The organism is Tepiditoga spiralis (assembly GCF_014701195.1).
GTDB classification, from domain to species: Bacteria; Thermotogota; Thermotogae; order Petrotogales; family Petrotogaceae; genus Tepiditoga; species Tepiditoga spiralis.
Map to the genome: position 1 here is coordinate 1,875,648 of NZ_AP018712.1, position 21,122 is coordinate 1,896,769.

Consider the following 21,122-nt stretch of genomic DNA (forward strand, 5'->3'; position numbering starts at 1 on the left):
GTTGTAACTATTGTATAGAGAATTAAAGCATAGAATAAATACGTTTTTTATATATACTTTTGCACTCACTGGTATTATAATGTTAATTTCAATATTTATTTTCATAGTTAAAGAATCTTTACCCGCTCTGAAAAATTTTGGAGCGGACCTTTTCCTAAACTTTGACTGGTATCCAACAAGCGATCCAGCATCTTATGGACTCTTAACTATGTTGTTTGATTCTTTAATTATAACATTTTTATCTTCTGTAATAGTTCTACCTTTGGGATACATTATAGCTTTTTTTATGAACAATTATTCCAAAAATAATGAAAAGAAAATATTAAAATACTCTGTTGAACTATTATCAGGAGTTCCATCAGTAATAATAGGTATGTTTTTGTTGATTTATATTTCTCCATGGATGCTAAATATAGGTGCATGGTCTCAAGAAAATTTATTGCTTGGTAGTGTTGGTCTTGTAATTATTTCACTTCCATATACATCTTCTTTAATGGAAGAAGCCATGGATTCTGTTGATAAATCCTTAAAAGAAAGTTCATTGGCATTAGGAGCAACAAAATTTACAACTGGATTTAAAATCATTTCAAGAGCTTCAATGAGTGGAATATTAAATTCCTCTATATTAACTATAAATAGAATAATTGGAGAAACAATGATAGTTTTAATGGCTGCTGGTGGAGCTAATATGATTCCAACTAATATTTTAGATCCAGTCAGAACTTTAACTGCAGCAATTGCAAGTGAAATGGGAGAAGTTGAACTTGGAAGCATTCATTATTCTTCCTTATTTGTTGCTGGATTAATTTTACTAATAATTTCTATTATTTTGACAACTATTTCAAAGAAAATATCAAGGAGTTTTAAAGTATGAAAAAAGACCTTATAATTTCAATAATATTTAGAGTAATAAGTTACTTTGTGTTTTCTGTAATACTCTCTTTATTTACAGTAATTATTTTCAGTGGAATTAAAAATTTTTCACTCGATTTTTTCTTTCAATTTCCAAAAGATATGATGACAGCTGGAGGAATTTTCCCTGCTATTTTAGGAAGTTTTTTGCTTTTAATACTAACTTTGATAATATCCATTCCAATAGGTATATTAACAGGGATTTTTTTATCTGAATACGGAAACAATATACTCGGAAGTTTTTTAGATATTTCAATTACTTCATTATCTGGTGTTCCATCTATTGTCTTTGGACTTTTTGGATTATCATTTTTTTCAATTGGATTGAATTTAAAAACTTCTATAATTTCAGGAAGTTTAACACTTGCCGTTATGACACTTCCTATAATAGCTTCAACAGTAAAGGAAGCTATATCTTCCGTTCCTAATTTTTTAAGAGAGTCTTCAATGGCGCTTGGCGCAAAGAAAACAGAAACTATTTTTAAGGTAATTGTTCCTGCTGCTAAAACAAGAATAACAACTTCTGTATTAATTGGTTCTGGAAAAATAATAGGTGAAACAGCACCAATTTTATTAACAGGAGCTGTGTTTTATTCAACTCGATTACCTCATTCTTTAAAAGAACCAGTAATGACTTTAACAACTCATATATATAATATTTCAATGGCATATGGTGAAAATGCTCAATGGATGGCAAAATCAACTGCTTCATTTTTAATGCTTTTTATTCTTTTAATATATGGAATTGCATTTAACTTAAGGAGGAAAATGAATGGAAAACATAATAACTTTTAAAAATTTTAATAGTTTTTATGGAAATAAACAAGTTTTAAAAGATATAAATATAAACTTTAAAAGAAATAAAATAAGTGCAATAATTGGTCCATCTGGATGTGGAAAATCTACTCTTTTAAGAAGCATTAATAGAATGAATGATGAAGTTTCTTCTTATAAAACAACCGGAGAATTAATTTATGAAAATAAAAGCATATATGATAAAAATTTAGATTTAACGATATTTAGAAAAAAAGTTGGAATGGTCTTTCAAAAACCAGTTCCTTTTCCAATGTCAATATATGAAAATGTTTCTTTTGGATTAAAAATTCATGGAATAAAAGATAAAAGAAAAATTGATAAAATTGTTGAAAAATCTTTAAAAGGAGCTGCACTTTGGAATGAAGTTAAAGATGAATTGAATAAATCTGCTTATTCTTTATCTGGTGGACAACAACAAAGGCTTTGTATAGCAAGAGCAATTGCCATTGATCCAGAAGTAATACTCTTAGATGAACCTACTTCGGCTTTAGATCCAATTGCCACTCAAAAAATAGAAAGATTAATAGAAGAGCTTTCCGAAAGATATACTATAATAATAGTAACTCATAATTTAGCTCAAGCAATAAGAATTTCTAATTATATGTATTTTATGTATCAAGGAGAGTTAATTGAATCTGGTTTAACTTCAAATATAATAAAAGCTCCTAAAATAAAATTGACAGAAGATTATTTAAACGGTAGAATAGGATAGAGGTGATAAAATGACAGAGTTACATCATTTTGAAAATGAATTATTAATGCTAAAAGCAGATATATCAAAAATGTTATCTTTAGTACTTGAATCATATGAAATGTCTATTGAATCCTTAGAAACTTATAATATAAAATTAGCTAAAAGAGTACTTTTATTAGATGATAACATAGATGATTTAAACAGAAATATTGAAGAATCAGTATATCAAATAATTGCAAGATACAATCCTCTTGCAAAAAATTTAAGATACGCAATGACTATGGCAAAATTTTCAAGTAATTTAGAAAGAATAGGTGATTTATCCTGTAATATTGCTCAAAAAACTATAAAATTTTCAAATGAAAACATAAAATGTGAACTAACTGAAGAAATTAGAAAAATAATAGGAATTTCTTTACAAATGATAAAAGATACATTTAAAGCTTTTGGAGAAAAAAATATTGAACTTGCAATAAAAACATGGAAAACAGATAATAAAATAGATGATTTGGAAAAACTAATTTATAATGATGTTTTTAAAAAAATAAAGTCAAAAGAATTAAATGAAGAATTAATTGTTCCATTTATATTAATAACTAGAGATATTGAAAGAATCGCTGATCATTGCACAAATTTGTGTGAAGAAATTGTTTATATAGAAACAAGTAAAGAACTTACAACATTTCTATAAAGGAGGAATTTAATGGCATCAATTTTAATAGTAGAAGATGATAAGGATATAAGAGATATTTTAAAAACATATTTAAAAATTGAAAATTATGATATATATGAGTCTGAAACTATATTAGATGCAAAAAACATTATAAATAAAAATAATATAGATATTATTCTATTAGATATAATGCTTCCAGACGGAGAATCAATTGATGATCTTCCAAATATTAGATCTAAAAATCCAGATACTGGAATCATTATTATATCTGCTAAAAATACTGATAGAGATAAAATTTTTGGAATTGAATTAGGAGCTGATGATTATATAACAAAGCCATTTAATCCTCGTGAAGTAATTGCTAGAACAAGATCTCTTTTAAAAAGATTGAAAAAACATGATGTAATATTAAAATATAAAAATTTAGAACTCTTACCAGACAGTTTTTCAGTAAAAAAAAATAATTTATTAATAGAACTGACTTCAAAAGAATTTGAAATTCTATATCTTTTATCTAGTAATCCAGAAAAAATTTTCTCAAGAAATAATATAATAGAAAAAGTATGGTATGGTGATGAATATATAACGGATAGAGTTATCGACGTTCATATAAGTATGATAAGATCAAAAATAGGAAAATCTTGGATAAAAACAGTGCGAAATATTGGATATAAATTCAATAAAAATGGAGAATAAAATGGAATATTTAAACTATATATCAGAAGGATTTATAAAAATAAAAAATATAAAAGTACTATTTGCAAATAAAAATGCACAAGATTTAGGATTCTATAAAAATAAAAATTTATTGAGCATTTTTACTTTTAATTCTATTGATGAACTTATGAAAAGTATATTAAATAATCAAAAATTTGAATGTGAAACAACTATTCACTTTTTTAATGGAAAAAATAAATTTTGTAAAATATTTTATATTCCAAATGATACTATTATAATAAAAGATAAGACTGAGTCTGAAATTATAAAAAAAGTAAAAGCTGATTTTATTTCTTCAATATCTCATGAAATAAGAACACCTTTAACAGTTGCTAAGGGAAACACTCAAATATTACTTGATTTTTTAGATAATAAAAAATTCGAAAGCAATATAAAAACAATTAATAAAGCTTTATCAAAAATAGAAAGAATCATTGAACAATTGACATTATTATCTATGGCTGAATTTGGTAATTATACTTTAAAAACACAAATATTTTCACCTAATGAAGTATATGAAGATGTTATAAATGATTTAGAGAAAAAAATAAAAGAAAAAAATATAAAATTAATTTATGTATGTAATACAGAAATTTTAAATGGAGATAAATTTATAATCTATACATTAATAAGAAACTTAGTTTCAAATGCAATAAAATATTCTTTTAAAAACTCTAGCATAAAAGTAGAAATTAAATCAAATAAAATAATAGTCTCTGACACAGGAATTGGAATTAAAGACAATGAAAAAAATAGAATTTTTGAAAGATTTTATAGAGGAAGTGAAGCTTCAAAAATTGCCAAAGGATCAGGTTTAGGTTTATCTATAGTAAAATATTTATGTGAACTTTCTAATTACAAAATAAAATTTGATTCAAAATGGAATGTTGGAAGTATTTTTGAAATTTATCTAAAAAAACAGGATAAAATCTAATATTTTATTATATTTTATCCTGTTTTATTTTATAAAAAATTATAGTATTTAAAAAAAGATATAAAAATCAATGAATCAACTGTCGATAAAATATACAATATAATACCCATAAAAGTTAAATAATTTTTTTTCAAAGATATAATAGTAAATACAAATTGAAAAAAAGATATAATTAAAACTAAAAATGGTATAAGAGATGCAAATCCATTTAATCCACTTACAAAATAATTAGTCTTAAAAAATTCTACGGTAAAAAATAGTATAAATATACATTCAATAAAAATAATACTATCAAATATAATTTCAAAATTTAATTCATTTATATGCTTTAAATTTTTAATATATTTAAATATTAAAAATATTAATATTAATATTAATATTATTTCACCTATTAATGTTCCAAAATTATAATAATCTGGATTTTCATACCATTTTAATTTTTTATATATTTTATCTTTTAAATATAATATCTTACTATTTTTTTCGTTTGATATTTTTATAATACTTTTTTTATCTAAATTAAAAAAAGTATTATTATTATCTAAGCTTAAATAATCATATACTTTATTTTGATTTAAAATACGTAACTTGTTATCTCTTAATTTTTTTAAAACTACTTTGTTGTTACCATTATTCAAATAATAAAATTTTTCTGAAGTTTTATTTGGAATATTTAAATTTAAATATGTTCCAATTATATCATTTTCAAAAGGCATTTTCTTTATTTCAACTGGTTTTAAATAAACAAAATTTTCTACTATAAAATCTAAAAAATCATCATATAGTTCAGGCATATTTTTATTATAAAAAAGACTAAATCCAATATTTTTTGAAGGAATAACAATTAACGATGATGAAAAGCCTTTTGAACTACTATTTAAATAATAAAATTTTATCTCATTTATCTTTCTTTCATTTAATGCAAACGTTCTAACAAAAGAATATTCATTTATTTTTTCACTAAAAAAATTTTTAATAATATCAAACTTTAACTTTTTAGGATTCAATATCTCAATTAGAAACTTATTAAAATCATTAATAGTTGTATAACCTTTATTAAAATACATAAATGAATTTTTTTCGTTGATTAAACTTTTATTATTTCTATCATATCCAATAGCTTTATTTGCTCTTACATATAAAGGAAGTGGATAATCATAAAAAGTATTTTCCATATTCAACTTACTAAATATTTCTTTATTTAAAATTTGAATATAATTTTCTTTCATCAAATAACTTATTAAATATTCACTAAGTGCCTTATCATAAAAAGTAGGCAATACAAATTTGCTAGAAGAATATAATTTTTTAGGTTTATATTCAATTAAAAAATTTTTTAAATTTATTTTTTTATCTATTCCAATTTTAGAAAAATCATATCCAGTTGTATGAGTTAAAAGATTAAATAAACTTACTTCATTATTAATATCAGAATAATCTTTTATAGGAATATTTAAATCAACTTTTCCATCTTCTTTTAATTTAAGAAATAAATAACTATTAAAAATTTCTGTTAAATCATTTAATTTAAATAATGTTTCTTCTGAATTTATTTTTATATTACTTTCTAAATTTGAAAAGCCATAACTATATGTATCTTTTACTTTTCCATTTCTCACATAAGAACAAACTAAACCAGGAACATTATATTCATTAATTTTATTTTTCAAAAAAGCACCCAATCTATATTCAAATGAATCTTTAAAAGAAAAAATTAAAACAGGAAACACGAGTATTATTAAGAATAAGAGCAATATTTTTTTCATAATGTCCTCCATTAACAAAAGAATAATATTTAATTTTAATCATGCTTAATTATAACATAATTTTAAAAAATAAAAAAGAAGGAATTAAATTCCTTCTTTAAATAAATTATTGATTACTTCTTTTACAGTAGTTATTTTATTTATCTTATAACCATTTGCACCAGAAAACGCAAATCCATTTTCTAAATCACCTCTTGCAGCATTCATCAATGCTTCTGCTATACAATAAGGCGCTTCCTTAAAATTACATGTCTTTATACAATGATATGCGCATTTAAATGGTTTTTTCATTCCATTTTCCACATCTTCTAAAAACTTATTTTTTACTGCCCTTCCAGGAAGTCCAACAGGACTTTTTATTATTGTAATATCTTCCTTTTTTGAATTAATAATTGTTTCTTTAAATTTTATATCTGCATCACATTCTTTAGTCGTAATAAATGGTGTTCCCACTTGAATTCCACTTGCACCTAATTTAAAAAATTTTTTTACTTGATCAGAAGTATCAATTCCACCTGCCGCAATAACTGGAACTATTTTTCCATATTTCTCTTCTATTTCTTTTGAAAATAACACAACATCTTCTATGCTTTTTTCAAGTGCATATTCTGGATTTTCTAAGTCTTCTTTATTATATCCCAAATGCCCACCAGCTTTTGGACCTTCTACTATAAAAGCATCTGGTATATAATTATACTTTTTTAGCCATCTTTTAAAAATTACCCGGGCTGCTTTTACTGATGAAACTACTGGAATTAACTTTGTCTTTGTTCCTTCTTCTAAAAAAGAGGGTAATTGTAATGGTAATCCTGCACCCGAAATTATAACATCTACTTTTTCTTTTATTGCAGTTTTAACCATATCAGCATAATCAGTTAGCGCTACCATTATATTAACACCAATAATTCCATTAGTTTTTTCTTTAGCACTTCTTATTACTTTTTTTAAACTTTCAATATTTGCTTCTTTAAATTTTTTTTGGTATCCATCAATAAGCATACCAATACCTGCAGTACCAATAATTCCAATACCGCCTTCATTTGCTACTGCTGCAGCTAAATTATCTAAAGAAACACCTACTGCCATTCCACCTTGTATTAACGGTATTTTTGGTACAAGACCTCCTATATTTAGCTTTATAACAATCACACTCCTTTTATTTTTAAGCCAAATAAAGGAATTCCCTACTCTCTCCAATCTTATTATATCAAAATATTTAATTATTTCAAAACATTATTTTTTTCTTTTTGATAGTGCAATACTCAATGCTGTTGTAAGCTTCAATATATTATCATTCATTCCAACAATTCTATTTGAAAGGACCTTTGCAATTTTTTCCATAATTGAATATGCTATTATAGGATTCCTTTTTGCAAATCTTTCAAAATCATTCTTTTCTATTTTGTATAAGGTACAATCAGTTATTGCTTTTATTGTTGCCGATCTTGGAGCACCTGTTAATAATGACATTTCACCAAAAAATCCTATTGTACTTCCATCCAATATTGCCATAGATTTTTCAGCTTCTCCCCAAGAACTTCCTAACTTTAAAGTTATTTGATGACTTATTTGTACTTTTCCTTCTTTAAAAACAAACATTGTATCTCCTATTTCTCCTTCATTAATTATTATTTCTCCAGTTTTATATTTTATAATTTTTAAAATAGAAATTATTTTTTTTATTTCATCTTCTCTTAAATCATTAAATATAGAAATGTTTTTTAAAAAATCAATATCTTTATCCTTCATATTTTCACCTCTAATCTATTACAAAACATGAGGTATCCTTTTTAGTAATTACATAATCATCTTTTAAATTTATTATAACTTCATATTCTTCTTTAGTATCTTCAAAAAAATTTTCATCTGCTTCTTCAAATTTATTTTTTATAAATTTATCTATTGCACTATCATTTGATAATAAATCATCTATTGTTAAACCTTTTTTTATTCTCAATATTCCTATAATTAATTTCCCTTGTTTTTCCTTATAAAATTGAAATAAAGAATTAAAATTTTCTCCAATAAAATTTTTAGGAATACTTTCAAGTTTAATTTTTGAGTTTAATAATTCTTTAAATAACTTAGGATATGATGGAGAATAAATTAAACTTCCTAAAAATACATGATTTAATTCTCCATTTATTACTACATCATCAGCTCCAGCATTTAAAACAACTTTTGCTTTTTTTTCTTTAACTACTTCTGCATATATTTTAGTATTTCTATTTAATGCTCTTATATTTATAATAGATAGTAAAGTTTTTTCATCACATTTATCCATAGATTTATCATTGTATGTATCTGCTAAAAGTATTACATATTTGCAATTTTTAATATTTGCCCTTTTTAAAACATTTTCTTTAGTAAAATCTCCTTTTATAAACTTTAATTTAATATCTATAAATTTATATTTTAATTCTTCAAATTCTGTTTCAGTCATATCATTTACTATAACAATATTAAAGTTTTTCCCTGCAAATTCTCCTAAAGATTTAATAACTCTTTCTAAATGTTGATTCCACCCTAATATTGTTACGTGTCCACTAAAATTCACCTTTCCTAACCCCTTTCTTTCTTTAAGTCTTAATTCAACCAATATTGAAGCAACTGTACCACTCAATATTGATACTAATACAACACCTATTAAAATAATTATTATGCTTATTACTTTTCCCATTACTGTTTTTGGAACAATATCTCCATACCCAACGGTAGTAACTGTTATAAAAAACCACCATATAGAATCAAAAAAACTTTTTATTTCTGGATTTTTATTTACTTCTATTAAATAAATTATATAAACAGTTAATGCTAATCCACCAAAAATAATTAAAAGAATTTTATTTACTGGTTCACTTAAAAATGTTTTTAAATAAAATTTAATTTTTCTATAATATTCTTTAATTTTTTTCATAAAATCACCTTCAAAAATTTTTGTTCTTATTATATAATACTATTATAACATATTATTTATATACATATTAAATACTTTTATTATTTTCAATTGTAAATTTATTGAAATATAGGCTTTTAGATAAAATGTTAAAATAGTCTAGATTTAAAAAATAGGAGGATTACATTATGAAAGAAAAATTTTGTTCTTTTTGTGGAAAACCATCAACCGAAACAGAAGCATTAATAGCTGGTCCAAATGGTATATATATATGTGATGAATGTGTTACATTATTTGATGATTTAATTGAAGAATCAAAAACTAAAAAAATGTTTGAAAAAGGTAATACTACAAAAAAATTACCAAAACCTAGTGAAATAAAAAGTGAATTAGATAAATATGTAATGGGTCAAGAAAGTGTCAAAAAAATAATTTCTGTTGCAGTATATAATCATTATAAAAGAATTTTTTCAAGTAAAAAAATAGAAGATATTGAATTAGAAAAATCTAATGTATTAATGATTGGTCCTACTGGAACAGGAAAAACATTAATTGCAAAAACTTTAGCAAGAATTTTAGATGTTCCATTTGCTATTGCAGATGCTACTTCACTAACAGAAGCTGGATACGTTGGAGAAGATGTTGAAAATGTTTTAGTAAGATTATTACAAGAATGCAATTACGATGTATCAAAAGCTGAAAAAGGAATTATATACATCGATGAAATTGATAAAATTGCAAAAAAATCTCAAAATGTTTCTATAACAAGAGATGTTTCTGGTGAAGGAGTACAACAGGCATTGCTAAAAATAATAGAAGGTACTCTTGCTAATGTTCCACCACAAGGTGGAAGAAAACATCCAAATCAACAATTTTTAAAAATTGATACCTCTAATATACTATTTATTGCAGGAGGAGCATTTGATGGACTTGTAGATATAATAAAACAAAGGACTCAAAAATCTTCTATGGGATTTGAAGCTCAAATAAAAGAAAAATCTAAAGAAAGACCTGGAGAAGTTTTAAAACACATTTCTTCTGATGATTTAGTTCATTATGGATTAATTCCAGAATTTATAGGAAGGCTACCTGTAATAACAACATTATATGATTTGAATGAAGAAGATTTAGTTAAAATAATGACTAAACCAAAAAATGCAATACTTAAACAATATGAAAAAATTTTAGAATTAGATGAAATAAAATTAAAAATTACTGAAAAAGCTAAATTAGAAATTGCAAAAAAAGCCTTAAAAGAAGGAACTGGTGCAAGAGCTTTAAAAAGTATTTTTGAAACTGCAATGTTAGATATAATGTTTGAAGCTCCTGATTTAACAGGAAAAATTTCTGAAATTATAATAGACGAGAATGTAATTTTAAAAAATGAACCAGCAAAATATATTGAAATAAAGTCAGCGTAGGTGAATGATATGGAACCTATAATATTAGGAATAGAAACTTCTTGTGATGAAACATCTGTTTGTTTACTAAAAGGAAAAGATAAAATATTATCAAATATAGTTGTATCTCAAATAGATATCCATAAAGTTTTTGGTGGTGTTGTTCCCGAAGTTGCCGCAAGAAAACATATAGATTTTATGTATAAAATTACAAAACAAGCTTTTAAAGAAGCAGAAATAACTACTGAAGACATAAATGCAATTGCTGTAACTTATGGGCCTGGACTAGTTGGAGCTTTATTAATAGGTTTAAACTTTGCAAAAGCTTTATCTATTTCATTAAATAAGCCACTTATAAAAGTTAATCATTTAATGGGACATATATATGCAAATTTTATTGAATATCCAAATTTAAAGCCACCTTTTATTGTATTGCTTGTATCTGGTGGTCATACAATGATATTAAAAGCAAATGACTATATGGACTTTGAAATAATTGGACAAACACGCGACGATGCAGCTGGTGAAGCTTTTGATAAAGTTTCAAGAATGCTTGACTTTGGATATCCTGGTGGACCTATAATTGATTCATATGCAAAAAAAGGAAAAGATATTTATAAATTTCCAAAACCATTATACAATAATGGCTATGACTTTTCTTTTTCAGGGTTAAAAACATCAGTTCTTTATTTTATGAAAGATAATCCAAATGCAAAAAAAGAAGATATAGCAGCTTCATTTCAAAATGCATTAGTTGATACTTTAGTACATAAAGTTACAAAATATGCTATAAAAAATAAAATTAATGATATTGTAATTGCAGGAGGTGTTGCTGCAAATTCTTCATTAAGAAAAAAATTATCGGAATTTTCTAGTAAATTAAATATTTATTATCCATCAATTGAAATTTGTACAGATAATGCTGCAATGATAGCAAGAGCTGGATATGAGAAATATATCAGAAATATTTTTTCTGATTTAAATGTTGATGCTGCACCAAATTTATCTTTAAAGGAGTTATAAATGTTGTTTTTAGATAAAAAAATTATATTAGCTCCTATGGCTGATTACAGTGATTTTCCATTTAGAGAAATTTGTAGAAAACATGGAGCTAATTTTACTTATACTGAAATGATTTCAGCAGATGCTATTTATAAAAATATAAAAAAATCATTTGAATATTTACCTATGAAAAAAGAAAAAAATATTGGTATACAACTTTTTGGAAGTTCTGTAATATCTATAACAGAAGCTGCAAAAATAATTGAAGATAGAGGAGATTGGATTGATATAAATGCTGGATGTCCTGTAAAAAAAGTAGTAAAAAAAGGAGCTGGATCTGCACTTTTAACTAATCATAAAAATTTATTTGAAATAGTTTATGGACTAAAAAAAGTAGTAAAAAAACCCGTTGGTGTAAAAATAAGAATAGGATACGATAAAATAAATGTATTTGAAACAGCAAAAATTATTGAAGATGCTGGAGCAGATTACTTAATAATTCATGGAAGATTACAGTCTCAATTATATTCTGGAACTTCAAATAGAGAATTAATTCGTGAAGTAAAAGAAAGAGTAAATATTCCAGTAGGTGCAAGTGGCGATGTTTTTTCATTTGAAGATGTAACAAACTATATGAAAGTATATAATGCAGATTTTGTATTAGCTGCAAGAGGAACTATAGGCAATCCTTGGTTTTTTGAAAACAAAATTCCTTCTATTGAAGAGAGAATAGAAACTATCATAAAGCATTTAGAATTGTCTATAAAATATTATAAAAATGAAATTTTTGCAATTAAAAAATTTAAAAAAATTTTAATTGCATACTTAAAGGGTCTCCCAAATTCTCGCCAATTAAAAGAAAAAATTGTCCTAATAAATGATTTTAATAAAATTAAAGAAATACTATTAAAGGCAAACTTTTAGTTTGCCTTTTTAAGCCTTTTCGTCAAATAATATTCCTTCTACATCATTTAAAGCCTTCGCTAATTTTACAGAAACTTCTGGTGGAATTTGTCTTATAACTTCTTTTGAATCTTTATCAACTATTTTAACTACTATCATATCTGCATCTTTATTTATTTCAAACTTTGCATCACTATTGAATATTTTTTTTACCTTTTCTAACTTATTTTTTAAAATATCCACAACATTATCTTGAGAAATGTTAATGTTTTTAGTATTGTTAGAATTTTCTTTTTTTGGATTATTAATTTTTGTTTCATTAGCACTGTTATTAAGGCTATTAATATTATTATTTATTTTTCCAACATCCCTGATTTCCATAATTATCCCTCCTTGGATTTTTAATCAATAAATTATCGTCTAAAATTAACTAATTCTTTATTTTATTTTAAGTTTTATAATATAGTAATAGTGTTTTTACCTTTTCTTTTTGATTCATATGAAGCTTTATCAGCTATTTCAATTAATTCTTTATAATTTTTAATATCTTTATTGTACGAAGTTATTCCAAATGATGCTGTTACTTTAATTCCTAATTCTTTTTCCGTTTCTTCTTCTATCTTATTTTTTATTCTTTCAATTATTTCATATGCATATTCAACATTTGTATTAGGAAAAATTATTACAAATTCTTCTCCTCCATATCTTCCAAGAATATCAAAGTTTCTCATATTTTCCTTAACTGTTTTAACAATGAATTTTAAAACACTATCTCCCATTTTATGACCATATTTATCATTTATATTTTTAAAATTATCAATATCATACAATGATATACTCAAGTTCATTGATTCTTCTCTTTGTAACTTCTCAAATTCTTCTTCGAGTCTTAAGTATAAATATCGTCTTGTATAAGATCCCGTTAAATAATCTTGTATACTATTTTCAAGATGTATTATTCTATATAAAGCACCAGATAAAAAATTATCTAATATTAATAAACTATCAAATATTTCTTCTAAAAAATTCATATCAACAGATAAATTTTCATTTTTCAAATAATAAATTATAGTAAAATCTTTAAATTTAGAAAAATAATTCATTTCGAATGGTTCCAAACGGAAAAAATCTTGTTCTTTTATATCAATTTTTCCATAATTACTTTCTACTTCAAATATTTCAGATTTTACACCAACAAAAACATCTGATATTGGAAACTTTTTTTTAAAAAAATTTTTTATACTATCCAATATTTCTTGAATATTATCTAAAGAAATTATCTTAGTAGAAATCCCAAATAATTCTCCATAAAATCTTGATTTTTCATTTATTCTTTCTTCCTTAGTATTTCTTAATTTATATAATTTTGTTTTAGAATAAAAATATTTTTCTAATTTATGTATTTTACTTTTTATTCCAGCATTTTTATACAACTGAACAGCTAACCTATAATACTTAAAAGCTTTCATTAATTCATTTTTTTCTATATAAAATTTAAAAAGTCCTTCATATACCATTCCCAAAGATAAATTTAAACCCTGTTCTTTATATTTTTTCATTAATCTAAAGGCTTTTTCTTCAAATAATGTAGAAAGTTTTTTGTTTTTAGTAAACTTATAATATAATAAGTATAAACTTTCTTCTAAATTTATGTTGCTTACAAATAATTTATTAAAAATATTTTCAATTTTTTTAGGACTTCTTTCAATAAATAGTATTAATAAATAAGTCGTATTTATTAATTCATTATATTCTTTACTCTTTTCTAAAAGTTGCTTTGCTGTTTTTAAGTCTTTTTTTACAACTGCTAAGTATGCTTTATAACTTAAATAATAAATTATATATATTCTTTTTTCTCTTTCAGACATATTTTCTTCATCTTTTTTTAATTTATCAAAAGTAACATTATCATAATCTTCTATATAAAAATAATACAAGCTTTTAAAAAAATCTCCAAGTATTTCGTATCTTATGTTATTAGAAATCTTTGCATATTTAATTGCTTCATTTATATTTTCAAAAAATTCATCTATATTTGCTTTATAAAGATTATTGTAAGCAATATTAAAATAAGGTGCTGCTAATCTAGAAAAATCATTACTTTCATTTATTACCTTTAATGCTTCTTTTAAATACATTTCGGATAAAGCTACATTATCCACTTCGATAGTAGATAAGTTCATATAAAAGGTTATTATAAATCTATTTAATTTATGTTCTTTTGCTATTATTAAACCTTTTTCAGTTATTTTTTCCATTTTTTCTTGTTTATTTCTATATTTAAAAGAATATTCAATTAAAGACTTTAAATATAATTTAACAAAATTTATATTATTTTTATGTTTTATGTATTTTTTTTCTATACTTTTGAATATTTCATCCATTTCTTCATTATTTTCGCCATACTCTAAAACATAATTTAAAAGTATATAATAAAAATTCATTTCTTCATATTCTGTTAATTTTTCATTTTTTATTATATAATTAACTTCTTTAAATACTTTTTTAGGATTGTACTGCATTAAAGCCATATAATAATATATTCTCATCCATCTTTTTTCTTTTAATAAATCCAAATATTTTTCTAATTCTTTTAAATTTTCAGAAATTATTAAAAACTGTGTATAAATTGTTAATGCTGTATAATTTTTTATATTTAAACTTTCAAGATCTTTATAAAGTTTATTTATAATCTTTATATTCTTCCATTCTCTAAAATTTTTTCTCATTTGTTTAATATATTCATAAGTTATTTTTTTTGTATTTTTTGATTCTTTCAAATGGAAAATTTTAGTTTCAAAATTTTTTGTTTTTTCAGATATATATATATGAATTTTTGATTTTAATTCTTCATCAATCATGTCATAGAACTTATTTCTATATATAATATTAAAAAATCTATAGTAATCATTTTCAAATAATATTATTCCACTTTCTAATATACTTTCTATATCAACTTTAATATTTAAATATCTTTCAAGTATTTCTATATCACTTTTTTTAAAGTTATTTCCTAAAATAGATAAATATGAAATTATTTCTTTTAATTTATCTTCTATATTATATAATTTTTCTTCTATAAAAGAATAATAATTATTTACATTTATCTTAGACATATCTATATTCCAATTAGCGTGTCTAAAATAAACAACTTCTTTTCTATTTAATTCATAAATTATTTCTTCAATATTACCAGGTAATCCTCCAGAAATATTAAAAATAAAGTTTATAAAATCCTTATTTTTATCATAAATATCTTTAGATAGCATAGAAATTATCATTTCACTAGCTTCATTTAATTTAAGCGTAGGTAATTTCACTTTATTTTCAATGTTAAAATCATTAATTTTTAATTCATCATGCGTAATATACACAAAAAATAAATTAAAATTAATATCCAATTTTTTTATTATTTTCAACACTTCTAAAAATTCATCATCTATATCTTGAAATTCATCAACTGCAATGGCTATTTTTATATCTTTCAAATTATTCATCAATTCTATTATATCAACTATATTCAAATAATTATATCTATTTGTTCTACTTTTTTTAAATTTTACATTGTTTTTTCTTAAAAAAATTTTTAAAAACTCTATTAGTTCTTCTTTAGTTCTTACAAAAGAAGTAAAAAAATTTTCAGTATATTCCAATTGATTAAAGAGTGTTTTTATAAAACTTGTTTTTCCAATTCTTTGCTCACCATACAATAATATTTCTTTATAATTATTTTCTATAGCAATCTTTCTAAAAAAATCTAATTCTTTTTTTCTATTTATGAATTGTGGTTCACGTGGTTTTACTGAATTAACATTAGAAAAATATTTTAAAAAAATTGTATAATATTCAGATACACATTTTATATCTTTAAACTCTATTTCTCTATAAAATTCAGCTAATCTATTTGATGAATTTATATAACTTAATTTTATTTTTTTTAATAATTCATTTATTACTCTTATTAAACCTTCTTCTGTTCTCTTTTCGTTATAAAAAACATTGACACTATCCATGTTCTTAAAAATTGGTGCAATAAAATATCCATTTCCTTTTTCATCTATCATTATATTTCTAAGATCTATATATACAGGAATAAAATTAAGGTTATGAACTAAAGCATCCATCATACCAAGAAAATAAGAAGTTATCATTATCATTTCTTTTTTTGAAATATTCCATTTTACTGGTTTTTCATAATGATAAGAATAAAAAAGTTCTGGATTTTTTGAATTTAAATTTATATATTCTGGAATTAATAATCCATTTGATGAAAATCTTTTTAAATCATTTTCATAACGAGAAAGAATGCCAAGATCAATATTTGATATTGACATTAACTTTCTCAATCTATATAATTTTTCATTATAAGTAACTAAATAATCAGTCGCATACTCAAATTCATTTAAAACCCTTATTATTTTATATTTCATAAAATCCCCCCAGAAATTTTATTTATAATCAATTATATCATTTAAAAGAAAAATTGTAAAACTTTAAACATTAAATATCCTACTCCCGCAGCAGCAGGAACTGTTAAAAACCATGATAAAATAATTTCTTTTATTATTCCTAAATTAACTGAACCTATACCTCTTGCAAATCCAACACCCATAACAGACCCAACAACTGTATGAGTACTTGATATAGGCATACCTAAATTCGATGCTCCAAGAACTGTTGTTGCTGTTGCAAAATCAATTGCAAAACCTCTTGAATTATTTAATTCTGTTATATCCTTACCAACTGTTTTCATAACTCTTGAACCCCAAATTGCGACCCCTATTGCAATTCCAAGTCCACCCATAGCAAGAATATATCTTGGTATTTCTGCTTTTGCTCCAACAGTACCAGTAACAACAGCAGCATAAATTGCTGCAACTGGACCTATTGCATTTGCAACATCATTTGCTCCATGAGCAAGAGCAACATAACATGAAGTAACTACTTGTGCTTTTCTAAATATAGATTCAACATATTGATTAGAATCTTTATACTTCTTTTTTGATGAAACAACAACATAAATAAATGATAAAAGAGCAAAAACAATTCCAATAATTATTGCATATAAAATTGCCTTCAACGTAATACTAGCATGCAATGCTTTGACAATAAAAGAAAGCCCAATAGTAAAGAAAGCAAGACCTAAATAAATTGGTATCCAAATCCTTACTTTTTTATCTAAATTTTCTCCATGAAGAGTTGTCGCTGATATCAATTTAAACATTATGAAAGCAATTAACAAACCAATTAAAGGTGAAATTACCCAACTTAAAGATATCATTAAAACACGATTCCAATTAACAACTGCAAAGCCACCAGCAGCTATTCCGTATCCAACCATTCCACCAACAATAGAATGTGTTGTGGATACTGGCCAAGAAAAATATGTAGCAATAATTAACCACAAAGTAGCTCCAATTAATGCCGCCATAGAACCAATTATAACCGTTTTTGGGTCCGATAACATTTCTAAATTAACTATACCTTTACGTATCGTTTCAGTAACTTGTCTTCCAAAAAATGTAGCTCCAACAAATTCTAAAACTCCAGCAATAATAACCGCTTGCTTTGGAGTAATCGCTTTTGCCCCAACAGCTGTAGCCATAGAATTTGCAACATCATTTGCTCCAATAGCCATTGACATTAGAAAACCTATACCCAAACCAATTATAAGTACTATAGTCATACTTCACCCCTTTATTCATTTATAAGAATTTGTATTCTATCACTTACATTTTGTGAAACATCTGCAATTTGAGAAAGTTTTAAAATTAAATTTCTTAAGAAAAAGATATCAACAGCATTCATAGTATTTTTTTGTGCATAAAGCCATTTTCCAAATGGATATATTTTATTATCAATATCTTTTTCATACCATTTTAATTCTTGAATATCTGTTTTTTCAACTGATACTGTTCGTTTTGAAAAATCTGATTCTAAAATATTCAGTAAATACTTTACTGATCTTTTAAACAAATCAAGCATATTTTCTACTTCATCCACTATTTCAAATATATCTTTTTTTATTTTATCATCAATTTCTACATAATTTAATTCCATCATTTTGGCTATATCTTCAATATCATCTATTATTTTATCTTGCAAACTCACAAATTCTAAAATTTCAACTCTTTCAAATCTATACATATAACCTTTTTTTAAATTTTGTCTAATATTTTTTTTAATATCATCAGCATCATCTTCTAAATTATCTATTATCTTTACTAAACTTGAAATATCTTCATTATTAAAATATTTTTTAAAGAGTTCAGGAAGATAATCTGATGCTTTTTCAACTAATTTTGCATGTTCAATCAATTCATTAATTGGATTGAACTTTTGAAACATCTTTCTCCAAATATCCATACTTTCACCTCACTATATATTATATAAATTAATAGATAAACATTGAATCTCCAAATGAAAAAAATCTGTACTTCTCTTTTACTGCTTCATTATAAAATTTTAAAGTAAAATTATATTCTGCAAAAGCACTTACAAGCATTAAAAGTGATGATTTAGGTAAGTGAAAATTAGTTATTAAAGCATCTACAATTTTAAAGTCATAAGGTGGATATATATATATATTTGTATTACCTGATAATTTATTAGTTTTTGCATAACTTTCAAGTGTTCTAACAACTGTTGTTCCAACAGCTATAACTCTTTTACCATTTTTTTTAGTTTCTTCAATTTTAGATATCAATTCTTTTGAAATACTATAATACTCTTCATGAATATCATGATCTCTTATATCTTTTGTATTTACTGGTCTAAAAGTTCCAAGTCCTACATGAAGAGTCACTTCTTCTATATCTATTCCTTTTTCTTTTAAGTTATTCAAAAGATTTGGTGTGAAATGAAGTCCTGCTGTTGGTGCAGCAACAGCACCTTCTATTTTTGCATATTTAGTTTGATATCTATTTTTATTTTCTAGTTTCTTATGAATATATGGTGGGAGTGGCATTTCTCCAATATTATTTATTTCACGCCAAATATCTTCACCAATAAATTCTAAAATTCGTGAACCATCTTTTAAATGTTCTATTACTTTAGCTTTTAATTTATCTGAAAAAATCAATACATTACCTTTTTTTATTTTATTACCAGGTCTAACAAGTGCTTTCCAATTATTTTCATTACTTAATTTTTCAAGTAAAAGAATTTCTATTTTAGCTCCTGTTTCTTTGTATCCATAGAGTCTGGCAGGAATCACTTTTGTATTATTTACTACAATTAAATCTCCTTCATTCAAATATTCAACAATATTTTTAAACACTTCATGCTTAATAGTTTTATTTTCTTTATTTATAACCATCAATCTTGAAGAATCTCTTGGTTCAACTGGAGTTTGAGCAATTAATTCTTCTGGTAATTCATAATTATAGCTTTCCAAATCATAAAGATTATTCATTAAAAAACCTCCGTATTTCTATAAGTTTTTCTTTATTAACTTTCATTTTATTATCCCTAAATTTATCATTAGAAATAATAAAATAATTTGACTTACTAGCAAGATATAAAATTAAATTATCTGCAGGTGATTCATAAAGTATTCTTTTACTATCAGATAAAGATTTTAAAATATCTTTTCCTTCTTGATTTAATATATACTCAATATTTTTATCAAAAACTATAATCGCGGGGAAAAAAACAGTATCTTGCATATATAAACTATCTAATAATTCTGTTATCATATCAATTGAATTTTTATTTTTATATCTAACAACATTACTTCCATCTATTAAAACTCCATTTACTTTTTTTGAAGTAATTAATCTATAATGATAATAAGAAATATTTAAAAGTTGTATTTCAATCAATTTTTTTGAATATTCATCTAATGATTCAAACATATCCTTAACTTTTAAAAAATATGATTTTTTTGTTTTCAAAACATTTATTGAAAGAATTTCATCTAAAATTTTTTGTATTAATGGACTAGTTTCATCGAGTGGCACATATGTCATCAATGAATAAATTTCTTTAAAATTTTTTATTTTTAATTTTTTTAAAATTATTTTTGAATTATAAAATTCAACTCCATACTTTTTTAATCCTTCTATATATCCACCAGGAGGAAACTTATCTGGAAACATCAAGAATTTTATCATTTGAATATCTTCATCATTTAATTTGAAAAATTTTTGAATATCATTAAATCTTCCTTCAGACGTTTTTTTTAAAACATGCATTATTAAAAATTGAAAATCGTGTAAAAGATGTCTTGAAATTTTTCTTTCAGCATTTTTTCCTAAAATTCTATATATATAAAACATCTTTCTCTCTGTTAAATCTTTTGGATTCCTTAAATAATGACTAGCAATATTAATTCTTTTATTTGAATTTATACTATGATTTTTAAAATCAGAAGAATTTAAAATATTTAATATTGTTTGTATAGACATT

The 21,122-nt window shown here is 23.7% G+C and carries 19 protein-coding genes; 9 read left to right on the forward strand and 10 right to left on the reverse strand.

Annotation, left to right across the window (positions count from 1 at the left end; translation table 11 throughout):
- Positions 1-10 precede the first annotated feature (10 nt).
- The 6 genes from pstC to IGS63_RS08795 are packed head-to-tail and all read left to right on the forward strand — an operon-like array spanning position 11 to position 4,746.
- Complete coding sequence (gene pstC, locus IGS63_RS08770; RefSeq protein ID WP_190614212.1) at positions 11-874, forward strand: phosphate ABC transporter permease subunit PstC; 864 nt, start codon at positions 11-13, stop codon at positions 872-874.
- Positions 871-1,707, forward strand: coding sequence for a phosphate ABC transporter permease PstA (gene pstA, locus IGS63_RS08775; RefSeq protein WP_190614214.1), 837 nt, complete (start codon positions 871-873; stop codon positions 1,705-1,707). The genes pstC and pstA overlap by 4 nt, the downstream gene beginning before the upstream one ends.
- Entirely contained in the window at positions 1,685-2,440 is a 756-nt protein-coding gene (pstB, locus tag IGS63_RS08780; RefSeq protein WP_190614215.1) for a phosphate ABC transporter ATP-binding protein PstB, read from the forward strand. The genes pstA and pstB overlap by 23 nt, the downstream gene beginning before the upstream one ends.
- A 10-nt stretch (positions 2,441-2,450) precedes the next feature.
- Entirely contained in the window at positions 2,451-3,113 is a 663-nt protein-coding gene (gene phoU, locus IGS63_RS08785) for a phosphate signaling complex protein PhoU (RefSeq protein WP_190614217.1), read from the forward strand.
- Between the two features lie 12 nt (positions 3,114-3,125).
- The gene (locus IGS63_RS08790; RefSeq protein WP_190614219.1) at positions 3,126-3,791 is read left to right on the forward strand and encodes a response regulator transcription factor; all 666 of its coding nucleotides are present in this window, start codon (positions 3,126-3,128) and stop codon (positions 3,789-3,791) included.
- 1 nt (position 3,792) lies between these two features.
- On the forward strand, positions 3,793-4,746 hold the full coding sequence (locus IGS63_RS08795) for a sensor histidine kinase (RefSeq protein ID WP_232521194.1): 954 nt from the start codon (positions 3,793-3,795) through the stop codon (positions 4,744-4,746).
- Between the two features lie 29 nt (positions 4,747-4,775).
- Here the strand turns inward: IGS63_RS08795 and IGS63_RS08800 are convergent, their stop codons facing one another.
- The 4 genes from IGS63_RS08800 to IGS63_RS08815 form a co-directional block, all read right to left on the reverse strand.
- Complete coding sequence (locus tag IGS63_RS08800) at positions 4,776-6,512, reverse strand: serine hydrolase domain-containing protein (protein ID WP_190614223.1); 1,737 nt, start codon at positions 6,510-6,512, stop codon at positions 4,776-4,778.
- 84 nt (positions 6,513-6,596) lie between these two features.
- Positions 6,597-7,658: an NAD(P)H-dependent flavin oxidoreductase gene (locus IGS63_RS08805; RefSeq protein WP_420856924.1), complete on the reverse strand. Its 1,062-nt coding sequence runs from the start codon at positions 7,656-7,658 to the stop codon at positions 6,597-6,599.
- An 87-nt stretch (positions 7,659-7,745) separates the two neighbouring features.
- The gene (locus IGS63_RS08810; protein ID WP_190614226.1) at positions 7,746-8,261 is read right to left on the reverse strand and encodes a cyclic nucleotide-binding domain-containing protein; all 516 of its coding nucleotides are present in this window, start codon (positions 8,259-8,261) and stop codon (positions 7,746-7,748) included.
- Between the two features lie 10 nt (positions 8,262-8,271).
- Positions 8,272-9,429, reverse strand: coding sequence for an ion channel (locus tag IGS63_RS08815; RefSeq protein WP_190614228.1), 1,158 nt, complete (start codon positions 9,427-9,429; stop codon positions 8,272-8,274).
- Positions 9,430-9,596: 167 nt separating this feature from the next.
- Here IGS63_RS08815 and clpX point away from each other — a divergent pair, with 167 nt between their 5' ends.
- Genes clpX through IGS63_RS08830 form a run of 3 tightly spaced genes read left to right on the forward strand, consistent with a single transcriptional unit; the run spans position 9,597 to position 12,734 of the window.
- Positions 9,597-10,829, forward strand: a complete 1,233-nt coding sequence (clpX, locus tag IGS63_RS08820) for an ATP-dependent Clp protease ATP-binding subunit ClpX (protein WP_190614230.1) — start codon at positions 9,597-9,599, stop codon at positions 10,827-10,829.
- A gap of 9 nt (positions 10,830-10,838) precedes the next feature.
- Entirely contained in the window at positions 10,839-11,831 is a 993-nt protein-coding gene (gene tsaD / locus IGS63_RS08825) for a tRNA (adenosine(37)-N6)-threonylcarbamoyltransferase complex transferase subunit TsaD (RefSeq protein ID WP_190614232.1), read from the forward strand.
- Positions 11,832-12,734, forward strand: coding sequence for a tRNA dihydrouridine synthase (locus IGS63_RS08830; RefSeq protein ID WP_190614234.1), 903 nt, complete (start codon positions 11,832-11,834; stop codon positions 12,732-12,734).
- A gap of 9 nt (positions 12,735-12,743) precedes the next feature.
- Here the strand turns inward: IGS63_RS08830 and IGS63_RS08835 are convergent, their stop codons facing one another.
- The 6 genes from IGS63_RS08835 to IGS63_RS08860 all read right to left on the reverse strand — a co-directional run bounded on the left by IGS63_RS08835 (position 12,744) and on the right by IGS63_RS08860 (position 21,121).
- The gene (locus tag IGS63_RS08835; protein WP_190614236.1) at positions 12,744-13,094 is read right to left on the reverse strand and encodes a flagellar protein FlaG; all 351 of its coding nucleotides are present in this window, start codon (positions 13,092-13,094) and stop codon (positions 12,744-12,746) included.
- 74 nt (positions 13,095-13,168) lie between these two features.
- Positions 13,169-17,143, reverse strand: a complete 3,975-nt coding sequence (locus tag IGS63_RS08840) for a diguanylate cyclase (protein WP_190614238.1) — start codon at positions 17,141-17,143, stop codon at positions 13,169-13,171.
- Positions 17,144-17,184: 41 nt separating this feature from the next.
- Entirely contained in the window at positions 17,185-18,399 is a 1,215-nt protein-coding gene (locus IGS63_RS08845; protein WP_190614240.1) for an inorganic phosphate transporter, read from the reverse strand.
- 11 nt (positions 18,400-18,410) lie between these two features.
- The gene (locus IGS63_RS08850; RefSeq protein ID WP_190614243.1) at positions 18,411-19,079 is read right to left on the reverse strand and encodes a TIGR00153 family protein; all 669 of its coding nucleotides are present in this window, start codon (positions 19,077-19,079) and stop codon (positions 18,411-18,413) included.
- 28 nt (positions 19,080-19,107) lie between these two features.
- On the reverse strand, positions 19,108-20,127 hold the full coding sequence (gene queA, locus IGS63_RS08855; RefSeq protein ID WP_190614244.1) for a tRNA preQ1(34) S-adenosylmethionine ribosyltransferase-isomerase QueA: 1,020 nt from the start codon (positions 20,125-20,127) through the stop codon (positions 19,108-19,110).
- Positions 20,120-21,121 carry a PIN domain-containing protein gene (locus IGS63_RS08860; RefSeq protein ID WP_190614246.1) on the reverse strand — a complete coding sequence of 334 codons (1,002 nt, stop codon included), beginning with the start codon at positions 21,119-21,121 and terminating at the stop codon, positions 20,120-20,122. The genes queA and IGS63_RS08860 overlap by 8 nt, the downstream gene beginning before the upstream one ends.
- Between the last annotated feature and the right edge of the window lies 1 nt (position 21,122).